General features: G+C 65.8%; 16 protein-coding genes. 8 read left to right on the top strand and 8 right to left on the bottom strand.

The window, feature by feature from the left end; genetic code table 11:
• The 5 genes from lapB to cmk all read right to left on the bottom strand — a co-directional run bounded on the left by lapB (position 1) and on the right by cmk (position 4,502).
• Positions 1–1,179: a lipopolysaccharide assembly protein LapB gene (gene lapB / locus ACZLHH_RS09525; protein WP_005416232.1), complete on the bottom strand. Its 1,179-nt coding sequence runs from the start codon at positions 1,177–1,179 to the stop codon at positions 1–3.
• Positions 1,180–1,185: 6 nt separating this feature from the next.
• Entirely contained in the window at positions 1,186–1,470 is a 285-nt protein-coding gene (locus ACZLHH_RS09520) for a LapA family protein (RefSeq protein ID WP_010484569.1), read from the bottom strand.
• 77 nt (positions 1,471–1,547) lie between these two features.
• Positions 1,548–1,853: an integration host factor subunit beta gene (locus tag ACZLHH_RS09515; RefSeq protein WP_005409286.1), complete on the bottom strand. Its 306-nt coding sequence runs from the start codon at positions 1,851–1,853 to the stop codon at positions 1,548–1,550.
• Between the two features lie 87 nt (positions 1,854–1,940).
• The gene (rpsA, locus tag ACZLHH_RS09510) at positions 1,941–3,626 is read right to left on the bottom strand and encodes a 30S ribosomal protein S1 (protein ID WP_005416230.1); all 1,686 of its coding nucleotides are present in this window, start codon (positions 3,624–3,626) and stop codon (positions 1,941–1,943) included.
• Between the two features lie 198 nt (positions 3,627–3,824).
• Positions 3,825–4,502: a (d)CMP kinase gene (gene cmk / locus ACZLHH_RS09505; RefSeq protein ID WP_008265652.1), complete on the bottom strand. Its 678-nt coding sequence runs from the start codon at positions 4,500–4,502 to the stop codon at positions 3,825–3,827.
• Between the two features lie 197 nt (positions 4,503–4,699).
• On the opposite strand from cmk, the gene ykgO reads away from it, so the two are divergent.
• The 6 genes from ykgO to ACZLHH_RS09475 all read left to right on the top strand — a co-directional run bounded on the left by ykgO (position 4,700) and on the right by ACZLHH_RS09475 (position 9,198).
• Entirely contained in the window at positions 4,700–4,825 is a 126-nt protein-coding gene (ykgO, locus tag ACZLHH_RS09500; protein WP_005409283.1) for a type B 50S ribosomal protein L36, read from the top strand.
• Positions 4,826–5,001: 176 nt separating this feature from the next.
• Positions 5,002–5,301: a hypothetical protein gene (locus ACZLHH_RS09495; RefSeq protein ID WP_227837998.1), complete on the top strand. Its 300-nt coding sequence runs from the start codon at positions 5,002–5,004 to the stop codon at positions 5,299–5,301.
• Positions 5,302–5,340: 39 nt separating this feature from the next.
• On the top strand, positions 5,341–6,378 hold the full coding sequence (locus ACZLHH_RS09490; protein WP_032130076.1) for an agmatine deiminase family protein: 1,038 nt from the start codon (positions 5,341–5,343) through the stop codon (positions 6,376–6,378).
• 162 nt (positions 6,379–6,540) lie between these two features.
• Positions 6,541–7,428 (top strand): carbon-nitrogen hydrolase, encoded by an 888-nt coding sequence (locus tag ACZLHH_RS09485; protein ID WP_180845194.1) that lies wholly within the window; start codon positions 6,541–6,543, stop codon positions 7,426–7,428.
• 14 nt (positions 7,429–7,442) lie between these two features.
• Positions 7,443–7,973, top strand: a complete 531-nt coding sequence (locus ACZLHH_RS09480; protein WP_107432020.1) for a GNAT family N-acetyltransferase — start codon at positions 7,443–7,445, stop codon at positions 7,971–7,973.
• A 4-nt stretch (positions 7,974–7,977) separates the two neighbouring features.
• Complete coding sequence (locus ACZLHH_RS09475; RefSeq protein WP_429000448.1) at positions 7,978–9,198, top strand: TraB/GumN family protein; 1,221 nt, start codon at positions 7,978–7,980, stop codon at positions 9,196–9,198.
• A gap of 140 nt (positions 9,199–9,338) precedes the next feature.
• Here the strand turns inward: ACZLHH_RS09475 and ACZLHH_RS09470 are convergent, their stop codons facing one another.
• Genes ACZLHH_RS09470 through ACZLHH_RS09460 form a run of 3 tightly spaced genes read right to left on the bottom strand, consistent with a single transcriptional unit; the run spans position 9,339 to position 17,091 of the window.
• Complete coding sequence (locus ACZLHH_RS09470; protein ID WP_180845196.1) at positions 9,339–12,425, bottom strand: efflux RND transporter permease subunit; 3,087 nt, start codon at positions 12,423–12,425, stop codon at positions 9,339–9,341.
• A complete protein-coding gene (locus tag ACZLHH_RS09465) occupies positions 12,422–15,943 on the bottom strand; it encodes an efflux RND transporter permease subunit (protein WP_180845197.1) in 3,522 nt (1,173 codons plus the stop codon). The genes ACZLHH_RS09470 and ACZLHH_RS09465 overlap by 4 nt, the downstream gene beginning before the upstream one ends.
• Entirely contained in the window at positions 15,940–17,091 is a 1,152-nt protein-coding gene (locus ACZLHH_RS09460; RefSeq protein WP_149909093.1) for an efflux RND transporter periplasmic adaptor subunit, read from the bottom strand. The genes ACZLHH_RS09465 and ACZLHH_RS09460 overlap by 4 nt, the downstream gene beginning before the upstream one ends.
• A 206-nt stretch (positions 17,092–17,297) precedes the next feature.
• On the opposite strand from ACZLHH_RS09460, the gene ACZLHH_RS09455 reads away from it, so the two are divergent.
• Both ACZLHH_RS09455 and ACZLHH_RS09450 read left to right on the top strand, forming a co-directional pair.
• Positions 17,298–17,687, top strand: a complete 390-nt coding sequence (locus tag ACZLHH_RS09455) for a c-type cytochrome (RefSeq protein WP_180845198.1) — start codon at positions 17,298–17,300, stop codon at positions 17,685–17,687.
• A 9-nt stretch (positions 17,688–17,696) separates the two neighbouring features.
• On the top strand, positions 17,697–18,158 hold the full coding sequence (locus ACZLHH_RS09450) for a c-type cytochrome (protein WP_006361215.1): 462 nt from the start codon (positions 17,697–17,699) through the stop codon (positions 18,156–18,158).
• Positions 18,159–18,405: the final 247 nt, after the last annotated feature.

Below are 18,405 nucleotides of genomic sequence, written 5' to 3'. Positions count from 1 at the left end.
TCAGAGCACCGCGTAGTTCAGCAGCGGCTTGACCGTACCCCACTCCTTGCAGCTCGGGCACTGCCAGTGGTGGGTGCGCGCACCGAAACCACAACGGGTGCAGCGATAGGCCGGATTGCGCACCAGCAACTGGTCGGTGATGTGCTTGAGGTCGTGCAGGGTCGCCGTGGAATCGGCGCCTTCAGCCAGGGTCAGGTCGATCAGCGCGGACTCGCCACGCACCGACGGGCGATCCTTGAGCTGGCGGCCCAGGTAGGCACGGGCTGGCGCCACGCCCTCCTGCTCTTCCATCAGGCGGGTCAGCGCCAGCACCGGGGCGATGCCGCGGTAGTGCTCGGTCATCTCCGACAGGAACGCGCGTGCGCCTGCCAGATCGCCGACCTTGCGGTAGTTCTGCATCAACGCCGGCAACAGCTCCGGCAGGTACTCCGGATCATTGCGCGCAGCGCGCTCGAAGGCGCGTACGGCCGCTTCCGGATTGCCGGCATCGGTTTCCAGGCGTCCTTCAATGATGCCGGCACGTACCGACATCGCATCGGCCTGGTAGGCCCGGGCAATCGCTGCCCTCGCCTCTTCCAGCTTGCCAGCACCGCGGAAGCGTTCGGCCAGTTCGCACTCGAACTGCCCGATCAGCTTGCCCATCGGCTCGCCGGTGACGTCCTCGAAACGGGTCGCGTTGTCGATCGCCTTTTCCCAGTCGCGCTCGGCCTGGTAGATACCGATCAGGTGCTTGAGTGCCTGCGGCGCACGCTGGTCCAGCTGGGCCAGTTCGGTGAACACGGTCTCGGCGCGGTCCAGCAGGCCGGACTTCATGTAGTCCTCGCCCAGCGCCAGCAGCGCCTGCACGCGTTGCGCATCGCTGAGGTCGTGGCGGTTGACCAGGCCCTGGTGCAGGCGGATGGCGCGGTCGACTTCGCCGCGGCGGCGGAACAGGTGGCCCAGCGCGACCTGGGTCTCGAAGGTTTCCTTGTCCAGCTCGGCGATGTGCAGGAACAGCTCGATGGCCTTGTCCGGCTGCTCGTTGAGCAGGTAATTCAGGCCGCGGAAGTAGGTGCTGGACAGGCGGCTGACCTGGCTGTCACCGTGGCGTTGACCACCACGCCGTCCGATCACCCACCCGGCCAGTGCGGCCAGCGGAACGAACAGGAAGAACCAGAACCACTCGGTGACGAAATCCATCTTCGATCAGCGTCCATCAAAAGATTGGGGGGAAGCAACCGGTGCCGGCGTGGCGACAGCGGACTTGTTGGCGCGGCGCAACTGGCTGTAGAGCGGAATGACCACGCTCACCAGCACCAGGCCGGCACCGACGATGACACCCACCAGCAGCGCGGCGATCAGGGCCACGCCCACCGAGGTATGCAGTTGGGTAAACAGCAGGTTGATCGACATCGCGGTCATGTTGACCGCACCGATGATCAATCCAAGGATCAGAACCGCCAGCAGGACCAGCAGACGAAAAACCTTCATGCGACAGCTCCAGTGGCAGGAGTCCGTAGCTTATCCGACTCGCGGCTGGATTCGCACGCGGTGGCGCGACGGGAGGCTCAGGCCGGATCGGCGTCCAGCGGCAGCACACTGCTGACCCGCTCACGCAGTTCCTTGCCCGGCTTGAAATGAGGGACGTGCTTGCCCGGCAGGGCAACCGATTCGCCGGTCTTCGGGTTGCGACCCAGGCGCGGCGGACGATAGTGCAGCGAGAAGCTGCCAAAACCACGGATTTCGATGCGATCCCCGGCGGACAGCGATCCGCCCATCATTTCCAGCAACGACTTCACCGCCAGATCGACATCATCGGCCTTCAGGTGCGCCTGGCGGCGCGCAAGGATTTCGATCAGTTCGGATTTGGTCATTACCGGCTCACATCAGGGGTATCTCAGCCTGAAACGGCCCGGGCAATGCCCGGGCCGTCCAGGAAACAACGAACAGCGTAAGGCCGATTACTCGGACTTGTTGCCGTTCAGCTGTGCACGCAGCAGCGCGCCCAGCTGGGTGGTGCCGCTGGAAGCCGAAGAGGACTGGTATTCCTCCAGCACTTCGCGCATTTCAGCGTCGTCCTTGGCCTTGATCGACAGCTGCAGGGTACGGCCCTTGCGGTCCATGCCCACGAACTTGGCTTCGACCTTGTCGCCGACCTTCAGGTGCTGGGTGGCGTCGTCAACGCGCTCGTTGGCGATGTCGCGCGCCGAGACGTAACCTTCGATGCCGTCAGCCAGCTCGATGATCGCGCCCTTGGCGTCGACTTCCTTCACCACGCCTTCGACCTTGGAGCCCTTCGGATTGGCAGCCATGTACTGGCCGAACGGATCCTGCTCCAGCTGCTTCACGCCCAGGGAGATGCGCTCGCGCTCCGGATCGACAGCCAGGACGACGGCGTCCAGGGTATCGCCCTTCTTGAAGTTGCGAACGACGTCTTCGCCGGTGGTGTTCCAGCTGATGTCGGACAGGTGGACCAGGCCGTCGATGCCGCCGTCCAGGCCGATGAAGATGCCGAAGTCGGTGATCGACTTGATCTGGCCCGACACCTTGTCACCCTTCTTGTGGGTGGCAGCGAAGGTTTCCCACGGATTGGCGGCAACCTGCTTCATGCCCAGCGAGATACGGCGACGCTCTTCATCGACGTCCAGCACCATCACTTCGACTTCATCACCAACCTGGACAACCTTGGACGGGTTGACGTTCTTGTTGGTCCAATCCATCTCGGAGACGTGCACCAGGCCTTCGACGCCCGGCTCGATCTCAACGAACGCACCGTAATCGGTGACGTTGGAGACCTTGCCGAAGACGCGGCTGTTGGCCGGGTAACGACGGCCGATGTTGTCCCACGGATCCTCGCCCAGCTGCTTCAGGCCCAGCGAAACGCGGTTGCGCTCGCGGTCGAACTTCAGCACGCGGACGTCCAGCTCGTCGCCGACGTTCACGACTTCCGACGGGTGACGCACGCGCTTCCACGCCATGTCGGTGATGTGCAGCAGGCCGTCGATACCGCCCAGGTCCACGAACGCGCCGTAATCGGTCAGGTTCTTGACGACACCCTTCAGGATCGCGCCTTCCTGCAGCTTGTCCATCAGCTGCTCGCGCTCTTCCGAGTGCTCGCTTTCGACGACAGCGCGGCGCGAGACCACGACGTTGTTACGCTTGCGGTCCAGCTTGATGAGCTTGAACTCGAGTTCCTTGCCTTCCAGGTAGGCCGGATCGCGCACCGGGCGCACATCGACCAGGGAACCCGGCAGGAAGGCGCGGACATCCTTGATGTCCACGGTGAAACCACCCTTGACCTTGCCGCTGATGCGACCGGTGATGGTTTCGTTCTTTTCCAACGCTTCTTCCAGCTCGTCCCACACCATCGCGCGCTTGGCTTTCTCGCGCGACAGGACGGTTTCGCCGAAGCCGTTCTCGATCGAGTCGAGGGCGACCTTGACGATGTCGCCTTCGGCGACGTCGATTTCGCCAGCGTCGTTACGGAACTGTTCGATCGGCACGATGCCTTCGGACTTCAGGCCAGCGTTGATCACCACGACGTCGCCGCGGACTTCAACAACGGTACCGCTGACGATGGCGCCCGGCTTCAGCTTGGCCAGATTGGCCTGGCTGGCTTCAAACAGTTCGGCAAATGATTCGGTCATTAGATTTACTCTGTTGGACACATGGGTCGGTGGCGTCCCCTTCAGGGGAATGGCGACCGCCCGCCTGTTGGTCGACCCCGGAAACGCAGGTCGTGTGTAGTAGGAAAACCGCCACGCATCATTGCGCGACGGAGCTGGTACAGCACTGCTATGCGCGACCACCACCGATGCTGCTGGCAGCGCTCCCGCGCGAACGGATCAGGCAGCCGGAACCGGAAGCAGATCCATCACTCTGGCAACGACATCTGCGATGCCGATGCCTGTGGTGTCGATGAGGACAGCATCGTCTGCCGGCTTCAGGGGCGCCACGGTACGCTGAGCATCACGGGCGTCGCGGGCCATGATCTCGCGCAGGAGGTCATCAAAGTTAACAGAAACCCCCTTGTCTTTCAACTGCTTATGCCGGCGCTCGGCGCGCTCCTCGGCACTGGCGGTCAGGAAGACCTTGTAGGAGGCGTCCGGGAAGATCACCGTGCCCATGTCGCGGCCATCGGCGACCAGGCCGGGCAGCTCCCTGAATGCGCGCTGGCGCTCCTTCAGGGCAGCGCGGACCTCGGGAATGGCGGCAATGGCCGAGGCCAGCGCACCGGTGGTCTCCAGGCGCAGTTCGTCGGTGGCATCGGTGCCATTGACCATGACCCGCATCGACTCGCCCTGTTCAACAAACTGAACATGGGTGTCGAAGGTGCAGCGCACCAGCGCCGAGGCGTCAGAGGTGTCGATGTCTGCCCAGCTCGCGGCCACGCCCACTGCCCGGTACAGCGCGCCCGAATCCAGGTAATGCCAGCCCATCCGGCGCGCGATGATGCGGCTGATGGTACCCTTGCCAGCCCCTGAAGGGCCGTCGATGGTCAGGACGGGAGCGAGTGGATTCATGAGGTTCCCAGAGCGTGTGAAGGGGTCATTCTAGCCCCTGTCAGACGCCCCCAATGGGATCTTTTGTGCAACCACTTGAAACCACGAGGAAAAGCCCGGTAGAATGGCGGGCTTGAACGAGCGTCAACTGCCGATTGTCTTTCGCATATCGCGGCCACGCTCCACCCGAACAACTACTGTTTACGCCGAGGTATGCCATGAAAGTCCTGTCCTCCCTGAAGTCGGCGAAGGCCCGTCACCGTGACTGCAAGGTCGTGCGTCGTCGTGGCAAGATCTTCGTCATCTGCAAGTCGAACCCGCGTTTCAAGGCGCGTCAGCGCTAAGCCCAACAGCCTTCGCGGCTGCGGCTGGCCCTACGCGGGGCCGACCCGATGCAAAAAGCCGCCTTCGGGCGGTTTTTTGTTTATGCGGCTTTTTCCTGCCGTTTTTGCTGTAATCGCCTTTCTTGACCACTGGGGAGTAGATCGAGATGAAGCGTTACCTGTCCGCCCTGGCCGTGATGGCCACCCTGGCCGCCGCCACGCCGGCGCTGGCCGATACCCTGCTTGTCGACCGTGCCCGCGAGAAGCCGGCCGGTGCCCTGCCCGTGCGCGGCCAGAGCATGCAGCAGGTACAGGCGCAGTTCGGCGCGCCGAGCGAGCAGCTGCAGCCGCGTGGCGGGCAGAAGCGGCAATGGCCGACCATCAACCGCTGGGTGTACCCGCAGTTCACCGTCTACTTCGAGAAGCAGAAGGTGATCGACGTGGTGGCCAACCAGGCGGACCCGAACGAAATCGGCCCGAAACCGCCGATCCGTTGATCCCTTTACCCGCCCTGGGCGGGCCTGTGTAGCGAGACCATGAACCAGACCCTTCGTTTTCCTGCCGAGTGGGAAGCCCAGAGCGGCGTCCTGATTGCCTGGCCCACCGCCGACACCGACTGGGCCGACCGCCTGGGCCAGGTGGAAGAGACCTACATCGCGCTGGTCGCGGCCATCACCCGCTTCCAGCCGGTGCTGATCTGCGTGGCAGACGACGATGTGGAGACCTATGCCGAGATGCGGCTGCGCTCCAACCGCATCGACATGGACAAGGTCCACTTCACCACGGCGGCCTACGACGATACCTGGTTGCGCGACTCCGGCCCGATCACCCTGCGCCGTGCCGACGGCGGCTTCCAGCTGCTGGATTTCCGCTTCACCGGCTGGGGCGGCAAGTTCGACGCCACCCTGGATGACCAGCTGGTGGGCGTGCTCGACCAGGCCGGCGTGTTCAACGACGCACCGGTGCGCAGCATTCCGTTCGCGCTGGAAGGCGGCGGCATCGAGACCGACGGCGAAGGCACCCTGCTGACCACCTGGAAGTGCCTGCACGAGCGCCACCCGGACCGCGACCGCGCCAGCCTGAGCGCCGACCTGGCCGACTGGCTGCAGCAGGACCGCGTGCTGTGGCTGGACCACGGCTACCTGGAAGGCGACGACACCGACGCGCACATCGACACCCTCGCCCGCTTCGCCTCGGCTGACAGCATCGTCTACCAGGCCTGCGACGACGAGAGCGACTCGCACTACGCCGAACTGCAGGCGATGGGCAATGAGCTGGCCGCGCTGCGTACCAAGGATGGCCAGCCGTACCGCCTGTTCCCGCTGCCGTGGGCACAGCCGGTGATCGACGAAGGCCGCCGCCTGGCGGCGTCGTACGCCAACTACCTGATCGTCAATGGCGCGGTGCTGATGCCGGCCTACGGCGACCCGGCCGACGACCTGGCCCGCGATGTGCTGGCGCAGGCGCACCCGGGCCGCGAGATCGTACAGGTGCCCTGCCGCTCGCTGATCTGGCAGAACGGCAGCCTGCACTGCATCACCATGCAGCTGCCGGCCGGGTTGTTGAAGGCCTGAGGATGGGTAGTGCCGGCCACTGGCCGGCAACCATGCAATGCCTGATGGATTGACGGGGTTGCCGGCCAGCGGCCGGCACTACCAGCACCCATTCAGCGCGCGACACGCCGTCGCCGCCCATCCGCGCTAACATGCAGGTTTTCCCCCGCAGGAACGCCCCGCATGAACTCGCGCAGCCCCCTTACCGTCGCCCTGATCCAGGAGCGCAACCACGGTGATGCCGCCGCCAACCTGGCGGTGATCGAAGCACGCGTGGCCGAGGCGGCTGCGCAGGGTGCCAAGCTGGTGCTGCTGCAGGAACTCCATAACGGTCCGTACTTCTGCCAGCACGAATCGGTGGACGAGTTCGACCTGGCCGAGCCGATCCCGGGCCCGAGCACCGAGCGCCTGGGCGCGCTGGCGAAGAAGCATGGCGTGGTGCTGGTCGGCTCGCTGTTCGAGCGCCGTGCTGCCGGCCTGTACCACAACACCGCCGTGGTGTTCGAGAAGGACGGTACGCTGCTCGGCAAGTACCGCAAGATGCATATCCCGGACGACCCGGGCTTCTACGAGAAGTTCTACTTCACCCCGGGCGACATCGGTTTCAAGCCGATCGATACCTCGGTGGGCCGCCTCGGCGTGCTGGTGTGCTGGGACCAGTGGTACCCGGAAGCGGCACGCCTGATGGCGCTGGCCGGCGCCGAGCTGCTGCTGTACCCGACCGCGATCGGCTGGGACCCGGACGACGTGCAGGACGAGAAGGCCCGCCAGCGCGACGCCTGGGTGCTGAGTCACCGCGGCCACGCTGTGGCCAACGGCCTGCCGGTGCTGAGCTGCAACCGCGTCGGCCACGAGGCATCGCCACTGGGCGCGTCGGGCATCCAGTTCTGGGGCAACAGCCACGTGCTCGGCCCGCAGGGCGAATTCCTGGCCGAAGCCGGCACTGACGCCACCGTGCTGCTGTGCGATGTCGACCTGCAGCGCAGCGAGCACGTGCGCCGTATCTGGCCGTTCCTGCGCGATCGCCGCATCGACGCGTACGGTGACCTGCTCAAGCGCTACATCGACTGAGCCGGAGCCCGCGCATGGCCGTCCTCATCCGTGATGCCGGCCCGGCCGACATCGCCGCGATCACCGCGATCTACGCGGTGGAAGTGACCGACTTCGTCAACACCTACGAGTACGACATCCCCGACGCGACCGAGATGCTGCGCCGTATGCGCGACATCATCGATCGCGGCTTCCCCTACCTGGTCGCCGAGATCGACGGCCAGGTGGCCGGCTATGCCTACGCCAACACCTACCGCACCCGCGTTGCCTACCAGTGGACCGTGGAGAACTCGGTCTACGTCGATGCCGCGTTCCAGGGCCAGGGCGTGGGCACCGGCCTGCTCCAGGCCTTGATCGATGCCTGCGTGGCGCGTGGTTACCGGCAGATGGTGGCCGTGATCGGCGAACCGACCAACGCCGCGTCGATCAAGCTGCACGAACGCTTCGGCTTCGAGCTGGTGGGCGTGTTCCGTGGCCTTGGCCGCAAGCACGGCCGCTGGCTGGATACCGTGCAGATGCAGCGCGCGCTCGGCGATGGCGCCGACACCGCACCTTCCAATGAATGAACCCATGACCGAAACCCTTCCCGAAACCGCCGACGACCTGTTCGCCGGCCAGCCGGTGCGCGTCGTTGAACGCGACGGCGTGCGTTATACCCTGCTGGGCACTGCCCACGTCTCCCGCGCCAGCGTCGAGGCGGTGGAAAAAGCCATCGACAGCGGCCGCTTCGATGCCGTTGCCGTTGAACTGGACCCACAGCGCCTGCAGGCGCTGAGCGATCCGGACACACTGGCCAAGCTCGATCTGGTCGAAGTGATCCGCAAGGGCCGCGTGGCCCTGTTCGCCGCCAACCTGGCCCTGTCCGCGTACCAGCGCCGCCTGGCCGAACAGCTCGACATCGAGCCGGGCGCCGAACTGAAGCGCGCGGTGGAACTGGCGCGTGAGCGCAACCTGCCGGTACACCTGATCGACCGTGAAGTCGGCCTGACCTTCCGCCGTGCCTCGCAACGGCTGGGCTTCTTCGGCAAGCTGAAGCTGGTCGCCGGGCTTGGCGCAGGTCTGTTCTCATCCGAGGAAGTGGGCGAGAACGAGATCGAGAAGCTCAAGCAGGGCGACATGCTGGAGTCGAGCTTCGGCGAGTTCGCCAGCGAGAGCCCGGCGCTGTACGAGACCATCATCGGCGAGCGCGACCGCTACATGGCCACGCGCCTGCGCGAAGAACACGATCCGCAGCAGCGTGAGGTGCTGGCAGTGGTCGGTGCCGGTCACCTTGCCGGGCTGGCCCGCTACCTGGAAACCGACACCGAAGCACCGGCACCGCTGCGCGCCGGGCTGGAAGCGGTGCCGAAGAAGCGCAACATTCCGTGGTTCACGCTGGGCATCCTGGCGATCGTGGCGACCGGCATCGGCGTGGGCTTCTACCGCGGTGGTCTGGGCGTGGGCACCGAACTGCTGGCGACCTGGGCGATGTATACCGGCGGCCTGGCGGGCCTGGGCTGCCTGCTGGCAGGCGGTCACCCGCTGAGCATCCTCACCGCGATCGCGGTGGCCCCGTTCAAGCCGTTCCGCCTGAGCATCCCGACCGGCGCATTCTCGGCCCTGGTGGAAGCGCGCCTGCGCAAGCCGGCGTATGAGGACTTCCTGAAGCTGCGCGACGATGCGCAGAGCCTGAAGGGCTGGTATCGCAACCGCGTCACCCGCGTGGTGCTGACCTTCATGCTGACCAACATCGGCAGCATGCTGGGCCTGTGGCTGACCACGTTCAAGGTGTGGGGCAAGGTGGCGGGTTGATTGTTCCGTGTAGCGTCGAGCCAAGCTCGACTGCGCTCTGGTAGGTGCCAACCTTGGTTGGCACGCCATGCCCGGCAAAAAAAGGGGGAGGCCGCCCCACTACGACCGGCCTCCCCCACACCACAACACGTTGATGTGCATTACAGCCGGGCAGCGCCCGGCTCTACCATTTCCACTCCACGCGCGCGGCGGATCAGTCGCGTGACCGCACTGCGCAGGTCATCCAGCACTGCATAGATCGTCGGCAGGAACAGCAGGCTGACCACGGTCGAGAACGCCAGGCCGCCGGCAATCGCGCGCGCCATCGGCGCGTACTCCGGGCCGTTGCCGAACATCTGCGTACTGGTCAGCGAGATCGGCACCATCGCCAGGATCGCCGTGCCCATGGTCATCATGATTGGCCGCAATCGCTCGCGTGAGCCCTCCACCAGCGCCTGGGTGCGTCCCATGCCGCCGCGCCGCAGGTTGTTGATGTGCTCGATCATCACGATGCCGTTGTTCACCACCACACCCATCAGCACCAGGATGCCGATGAAGGACATGATCCCGAACGAGGTGCCGGTGATCCAGAACAGCCAGAACACGCCGAAGATCGAGAACAGCACGCCACTCATGATCGCCGCCGGGAACAGCAGCGACTCGAACACCGCCGCCATCACCACGTAGATCATCACCAGCGCGATCAGCAGGTTGAACACCATCTGCTGCATCGCTTCGTCGTCGTTGCCGTAATCGCCGCCATCGAAGGTGAAGCCATAGCCGGCCGGGAAGTTCATCGGCTTGAGCACCGACTCCATCGCCTTGCGGCCATCCGGCGCGGTGACCTTCTCGGCCAGGTTGGCCTTGATGGTCAGCGTGGTCTGGCGGTTGGTGCGTCCGATCTGGGTGGCTGACGAACCAACGTCGACGGTGACCAGGCTCAGCAGTGGCACGCTGCGGCCATCGCCGGTGCGCACGCTGAAACCGGCCAGGTCTTCCGGGCTGCTCTGCTCGGCACCGGCGAAGCGCACCCATACCGGCACTTCGTTGTCGCCGCGGCGGAACTCGCGCATCGGTGCACCGCGCAGGGCCAGGCCGACGAAGCTGGCTACCTGCTCGGCATTGAAGCCGAACGCCGCCGCACGCTCGCGGTCGACGCGCACCTTCAGTTCACCACCCTTTTCGCCGTTGTCGATGCGCACATCGCGCAGCTCGGCACGCTGGGCCAGCAGCGGCACCACTTCCTGGCCGATCTCCTGCAGCATCGAACTGGAGTCGCCGACCAGCTGCACCTGCACGCCCTGGTTGCCGCCACCGCCGCCATCACCGCCCTGGTTGCCAACGAAGTAGTCGGTGCGGGCCGACTTCGGCAGGCCTTTGCGCAGTTCTTCCTGCAGCGCCTTGATGTCCTTGGCGTACTTCTCGTCCAGGGTGACCACGGTGGAGCTGCCTTCCTGCTCGCTGTACCAGGAATACACCTGCTTGACGTGCAGGCGCTCGCGGTTGGCATCGATCCAGTTCTCCACACGCGCCACTTCCTCGGACATCTGCCGGTAGGTGTAGGCGCCCTTCCACATGTAGCCGATGAAGATGTCCTTGCCGCCGTCGCCACCGAACATGTCGACCTTGGTCAGCTTCATCGGCACCAGGCTGACCAGCACCACCAGCACGATGCCGAGCAGGCTCCAGCCGCGATGGCGCAGCGACCAGTCCAGCAGTGTCGCGTAGCGCCGCTGCAGGCGCGCGATCACGCCGGTCTGCGAGTGCACCAGCTTCGGCGTGGCCATGCGCGCGGACAGCATCGGGATCAGGCTGACCGCGACCAGCCACGAGGCCAGCAGCGAGACCGAGATGGTGATCGCGATCTGCGCCATGAAGATGCTGATGTTGTTGGTCTCGCCGAACAGGTTCGGCACGAACACGATGCAGTGGCACAGCGTACCGGCACTGAGCGCGATGGCCACGTTGCGGGTGCCGATGATCGAGGCCAGGCGCGGCTGCCCCGGCATGCGCTCGCGCTCCTGGTAGATGCTCTCCACCACCACCACGGCGTTGTCGACCAGCATGCCCACCGCCAGCAGCAGGCCCATCATGGTCAGGATGTTCAGCGTCACCCCGACGAAGTACATGAAGCCCAGGGTGATGGTGAAGCAGATCGGAATGGCCAGGGTCACCATCAGCGTGGACGGCCAATGGCGCAGGAAGAAGAACAGCACGGTCACCGACAGGATCAGGCCGACGCCGCCGGCCTCGGCCAGTTCCAGCAGCGAGGAGGTCACCGCCTTGCCCTGGTTGTCGATCACCTTGATCTGCACGTCGCGCATCGACGCTTCGGCACGGATCGATTCAACCTCGGCCAGTGCCGCGCGCGACACCTCCACCAGATTGGCACTGCGCTCCTTGAAGATATCCAGGCCAACCGCCGGGTTGCCGTCCAGGCGGCGGCCATAGTTCATCCGCGCCGGCTTCAGGCGCACATCGGCGATATCGCCCAGGCGCAGGCCCTTGGCGTTGATCACCAGATCGCGCATTTCCTGCAGGTCGGTGATCTCACCCACCGGCTGCACGCGCACGCGCTGGCCGTTGTCGTCGATCTGCCCGGCCGAGATCGAGAAATTCAGCGTACGCAGGCGCTCGCTCAGTTCATTGATGCTCAGGCCGTGCGCGTTGAGGCGGTTCGGATCGATGGCGATCTCCAGCTCGTTCGGCGGCGCACCGGTGATGTCGACACGGGCCACGCCGGGGATGCGCTCGATGCGCCGCTTGAACTCGCGGTCGAGCATGTCGTACGCGGTGGTCAGGTCGGTGGTGCTGGCCAGGCGCACCTTCAGCACCGGCTGGTCGCTGCTGGACCACTTGAACACGTTGTAGCGCTGCAGGTCGTCGGGCAGGTCGCTGCGGATCGCGTCGATGCGCTCGCGTGCATCGGAGGCGGCGATGGCGATGTCGCGGTCCCAGTCGCTGAACTCGATGAAGATCAGCGCCGCTTCGGAGGTGGCCGACGAGCGCATGCGCTTGATGCCGGTCATCGTCGCCAGCGACTCCTCGACCGGACGGATGATGGTCCGTTCCACTTCCTCCGGGGTGGAGCCGGTGTACGGAATCTGCACGAACAGGAACGGCGCGGAGATGTCCGGCAGCGCTTCCAACGGCAACCGGAACGAAGCGATCAGGCCGATCACCACCAGCGACACGAAACACATGATGGTGGTGACCGGGCGGCGGATGGAGAACTCGGCCACACTCATGCCGGTTCCTCCGTACCCGCCGCACTGCCCACTGCACCCGGCTCGATCTCACCGGCATGCTTGCGGCCACGTTCGCGGTAATACGCATCGCCACGACGGTCCATCAGGTCGTACACCACCGGGATCACCAGCAGGGTCAGCAGGGTCGACACCAGCAGGCCGCCGATCACGGTGATCGCCATTGGCGCGCGCACTTCAGCGCCCTCGCCCATCGCCACCGCCAACGGCAGGAAGCCGAACAGCGTGCACAGCGTGGTCATGATGATCGGCCGCAGGCGCGAGCGCGCACCTTCCACCAGCGCCTCGTGCTTGGCCACGCCAGCCTCGCGCAGCTGGTTGACCTTGTCGATCAGGATGATCGCGTTCTTGGTGACCAGGCCGACCAGCAGGATCAGGCCGATGAACACCACCACCGAGATGGGCTTGCCGGTCAGCATCAGCGCCAGGATCGCACCGACCAGCGCCAGCGGGATGGTGAACAGGATCACGAACGGGTGCAGCAGCGATTCGAACTGCGAGGCCATCACCAGGTAGACCAGGAAGATCGCCAGGCCGAAGGCGAAGATCAACGACTTCGCCGCCTGCGCCAGCTCCTCACCCTGGCCACCGATGTGCAGGCCGACACCCGCACCCAGCGGCTGCTCGGCGACCATCTGCTGCACTTCGCGCATGGCCGCGCCGAGGTCGATGTCGCGCAGGTTGGCCGACACCACCGCCACCCGGGTCTGGTCGGCACGGTGGATCTCACTGGGGCCGGTGGTGGCAACCACCTCGGCCACCGCGTCCAGCGTGACCGGACGGGTGCTGCCCGGGTTGACGATCAGCCGGCGGATGCTCTCCACGCTGGCGCGGTCGCCTTCCTGTGCACGCACCAGCACGTCGATCTTGCGGTCACGGAAGCTGTAGCGGGTGGCGACATCGCCGCGCACCTTCTTCACCACCACGTCGGCGATCTGGCGGGTGGTCAGGCCCAGCGCACCGGCACGCTCCTGGTCGAAGCGGATCTGGATCTCCGGAAAGCCCTCTTCCACCGTCGACTTCACATCGGCGTAGTGCGCGTTGCCGCGCAGCATCGCCGCCAGGCGCTGGCCGGCCACTTCCAGCGTGGCCATGTCCTGCCCGCGCAACTCGATTTCCAGCGGCGTGGAGAAGCTGAACAACGCCGGCCGCGCGAAGTCGACCTGTGCCCCCGGATGCTGGCCCATGGTGTCACGCAGGCGCTCGGTGATCTCGGCCTCGGTGCGTGCATTGCCACCGCCTTCCATCACCACGGTCAGCTTGCCGATGTTCTCGCCGCTCTCGGTGGGGCTGGCATCCAGGCGGGTGCCGCTGCCGCTGACACCGTACAGCGACGCCACGCCCTCGCCCTTGCCGTGTGCCAGCTGCAGCTCGCGTACCAGTGCATCAGTCTGCTTCAGCGGCGTGCCGGCCGGCAGCTTCACCGTCATTTCGAAACGATCCTGCGCCAGCTGCGGGATCAGATCGGCACCGAGCATCGGCACCAGCGCCATGGTCGCCACGAAGATGATCGAGGCAACACCCAGCACCTTGCCCGGGTGCGCCAGTGCGCTCGGCAGCAGGCGCAGGTAGCCACGCTCGGCGCCGGCGTAGGGCTTCATCGCCAGATCGCTGGCCTTGCGCATCACCGGGCCGACCACCGCCACCACGCCACGCCACGCCCGCACGACCAGCCAGGCCAGCGCGTAGAAGCTCCAGCGCGCGGTCGCCACGGCGCCACGACGGCCCAGCGCAACCGGCTTCTGCCAGCGGTTCTGCGGTTGCCACGGTTCGTTCGGCGCTTCTTCCGGGAACGCCAGCGGCGGCCGTCCCTTCAGCGAGCTCAGCATCGGGATCAGGGTCATCGACACCAGCAGCGAGATCGCGATGGCGATCGCCACGGTCAACGCTTGGTCGCGGAACAGCTGTCCGGCGATGCCATCGACGAACACCAGCGGCAGGAACACCGCGATGGTGGTCAGGGTGGAGGCGACCACCGCCATGCTCACTTCGCGGGTACCGGCGATCGCCGCCTGCAGGATGCCCAGGCCACGCTCGCGCGCCTTGGCGATGCTCTCCAGCACCACGATCGAGTCATCCACCACCAGACCGGTAGCCAATGCCAGACCGCCCAGCGACATCACGTTCAAGCTCAGGCCGAGCTGGCCCATGAAGAAGAACGTGGCGATGATCGAGACCGGCAGCGACAGGCTGATCACGAACGTGCTCCAGCCATCACGCAGGAACAGGAAGATGATCAGGATCGCCAGCAGGCCACCGATCACCGCATCCTTCTTGACGTCGGCGATGGCGTGCTCGATGAAGCGCGACTGGTCCTCGATGGTGGTCATCTCGACGTCGGACGGGAACGTGCCCTTGATCTGCTCCAGGCGCTTGCGCAGCGCTTCGGCGGTGGACACGGTGTTGGCGTCACCCTCTTTGTAGATCGCCAGTTCGACCGATTCCTTGCCGCCCAGGCGGATCACCGCTTCGCGCTCCTTGTAGCCCTGGCGCACGGTGGCCACGTCCTTCAGGCGCACCGGCACACCGTTGGCGACCACGCTGGAACCACCGCCGGACGATGCGCTCTGCGCCGCCGATGCCGCCGCGATGGCTGCCGCCGAACCGGTCGACGCGGCGATGTTGAACATCTGCTGCAACGCCGAGTCGGCCGCGCTGCCGTTCGACGCCTGGGTGGTGACCAGCAGGTTGCGGATCTCCTCCAGATCGGCGAACTGGTTGACGGTACGCACCAGGAAGCGCTGCGAACCCTCCTCCAGGCGGCCGCCGGAGATGTTGATGTTCTCGTCCTTCAGGCGCTTGATGACGGTGTCGATCGGCAGGTTCAGCTGGGCCAGCTTCTGCTGGTCGATGTCGACCTGGATCTCGTCCTCGAGGCCGCCACCGACCTTGACCGCCGCCACGCCGCTGACCGGCTCCAGCTTCTTCTTCAGGTCTTCATCGGCATAGCGGCGCAGACCGGTCAGCTCACGGACCGCATCGGCATCGCTGGTCGGCGCCACCTTGTTCGACAGCACCAGGCGCATGATCGGTTCGGTGGACGGATTGAAGCGCAGCAGCACCGAGGCCTTGGCCTCCAGTGGCAGGTTCAGCGCTTCCATCTTGTCGCGCACCTCCAGGCTGGCCTGGTCCATGTTGGTGCCCCAGGCGAACTCCAGCACTACATCGCTCTGGCCGGTGCGCGAGACCGACTTCAGCTTGCGCAGGTTCTTGACCACGCCGACCGCTTCTTCAACCGGCTGGGTGATCAGGGTTTCGATTTCGGTCGGCGCCGAACCGATGTACTCGGTGCGCACGGTCAGCGTCGGGTAGCTCAGGTCGGGCAGCAGGTTGACCTTGAGGTTGCCCAGCGCGATCAGGCCGAACAGCAGCAGCGTGACCGTGCACATGGCGATGGTCACGCGGCGGCGGGTGGCGAATTCCACCAGGCCGCCGCGCATGCTGGCGGCGGCGCCGTCGCTCGCCGGCGAGGCACCGTGGTCGTGGCCCGGGGCGGTCATTGCGTGCTCCCGGCCTTGTCTGCCGGCTTGGCGGCCGCTGCGACCGTCTTCGGCTTTGCCTTCGGATCAGCGATCACCTGCACTGCGGTGCCGTCGCGCAGGGCGACCTTGCCGGCGGTGACCACCTGATCACCGGCCGCCAGGCCATCACGGATCTCCACCCACGGGCCCTCGGCGTAACCCAGCTTGACCGGAACGCGTGCGACCTTGCCTTCGCGCACCCGGAACACCGCCGGCTCACCATCGTCGAGCAGCGCCAGGCGCGGCACCACCAGCGCATCGGCACGCTGGTCATAATCGATGCGGATGCGACCGAACATGCCGGGCTGCAACGCGTGCGCGGCGCCATCGAAGGCACTGACCACGCGAAACGTACCGCTGCCCGAATCCACCACCGGTGCGATGCGATCGACCGTGCCGGTGAAGCTCTGCCCCGGCAGCGCATCGGCAGCCAGCGTCACCGGCTGGCCGGCGCGCAGGGTGGCCAGCTCGCGCTCGGGCACGTTGAGGGTGGCTTCCAGCCGCGAGTTGTCGACGATGCGGAAAATCGGCGTGTTGATCTGCACGAAGTTGCCGGTCTTGATCGAGCGCGAGGCGATCACGCCGGAGATCGGCGCCACCACCGTGGTGTAGGACAGCTCCAGCGTGGCCAGGCGATACTGCGCGCGGACGTTTTCCAGGTCGTAGCGCAGCTGGTCGACGTCGGCGGCGCTGACCATCTGCTGGCCCACCAGTTTCTGCGCGCGCTGGTAGTTGTTTTCCAGCTTGCGCATCTGCGCTTCGCTCTGCGCCACAGCCAGCCGAGCACGGTCCGGGTCCAGACGTACCAGTGGCTGGCCGGCAGTGACCCGCTGGCCTTCTTCGACCAGCACCGCCAGCGCCACGCCGGAGGTCTTGGCGACCACCTGCGATTCGGCACGCGGCTCCAGCGCGGCGGTACCGGTGTAGCTGGCGGCGACCGCGCGATGGCTGGCCACGGCCACTTCGACCGGGACCGCGTCGACCTTCTTCTCCTCCTTGGTCTCGGCGGCCTTGGCTTCGGAATTGGGCCCTGCGGCGCAACCGCCCAGCAGCAGGGAGGTGGAGATCAGCAGTGCGGCAGCGCAGATTCCGCTGCGACGGCCGGACAGGAAGGTTGGGTGCGACATCGTCAGATCCCTGGAGGATGCGTGGACAGGTGTGGTAGCAAAGTAATGCACCACTTCACGGCAACACCATATCCCAAAGGTCATGGTGTCTTCGTGCCACTGGTCGGCCCGCCCCCCATTTCAGCTAGATGAAACCTGGGGCTATACTCGGGGCGTTCCGTACCCCACGCCGGAACGACCAGACCCGAATCCCCGGAAACGACACCATGCGCCCGCAGCCGCTCGCCGCTTGTCTCGCTCTGGCCGTCCTCCTGCCCCTTGGGGCCGCCGCACAGCCCGCTCCTGCTCCTGCCACACCTGCCCCGGCCACGGCTCCCGCCGCTGCCCCGGCGCCTGCCGCCCCCGCCGGCAACTTCGACAATGGCCGTGTCCTGGCCTACACCTGCCAGGGGTGCCATGGCATCACCGGCTACAAGAACGCCTACCCCAGTTACCGGGTGCCGAAGATCGGCGGCCAGACCCAGCAGTACCTGGCCCAGGCCCTGACCGAGTACCGCCAGGGCAAGCGCAGGCATCCGACGATGCAGGCGCAGTCGATGAGTTTCAGCGAACAGGAGATCGCCGATCTCTCTGTTTACCTGTCCACCGTCAAGTAAGGCCCGCCCATGTCGAAAGCCGCGCATCCGATGCGTCACGCCATCGCCCTGTCCGTTGCCCTGCTGCTGGCCGCCTGTTCACAGTCGCAGGTGGAAAACAGCGAGAAATCCGCCGCCGACCCGGGCCATGCCAGCGGCGAACACGGCTCTTCATCCTCCGCCGGCCTGCCGCCGGGCCGCGAGGCCGCCGGTGAAGCCCGCGCCAAGGTGAAGAGCAAGGCCACCAACCAGAGCTGCATCGACTGCCACGGCGCCGACGGCAACGCGCCGATCGATGCGACCTACCCGAAGCTGGGTGGGCAGTACGGTGACTACCTGGCGCATGCGCTGCAGGCCTACCGTGCCGGTGACCGCCAGCATGCGCTGATGACGCCGCAGGCGAAGGACCTGAGTGATCAGGACATCGCCGATCTGGCGGCGTATTTCGGCAGCCGGCCGAGCCAGCTGCGGGATCTGCACGGGGTCAAATGACCACGCTGCGCGGATCATGACTGCTGCAATCTGAGGCGTTCATGGGCGTTACTTTTCTTTGCGCGCAAAGAAAAGTAACCAAAAGAAACGCTCCGCCGTCCGCGAGCCGATGCTGCGCACCGGTACCCTGCGCTCCTCGGCCCACCGAGGGACGGCGCGGGAGCTCGCTGCGCTCAGACACCCGCGCCTCTTCGCCCTCGCCGGACCTGCGGTGCTCGGCTCGCTTCAAGGCGGAATCAGATCAAAA

This window comes from Stenotrophomonas sp. 28608_Sma (assembly GCF_056486185.1).
The sequence above is the reverse complement of the archived record's forward strand: the minus strand, read 5'-3'. Positions and strand labels throughout refer to the sequence as shown.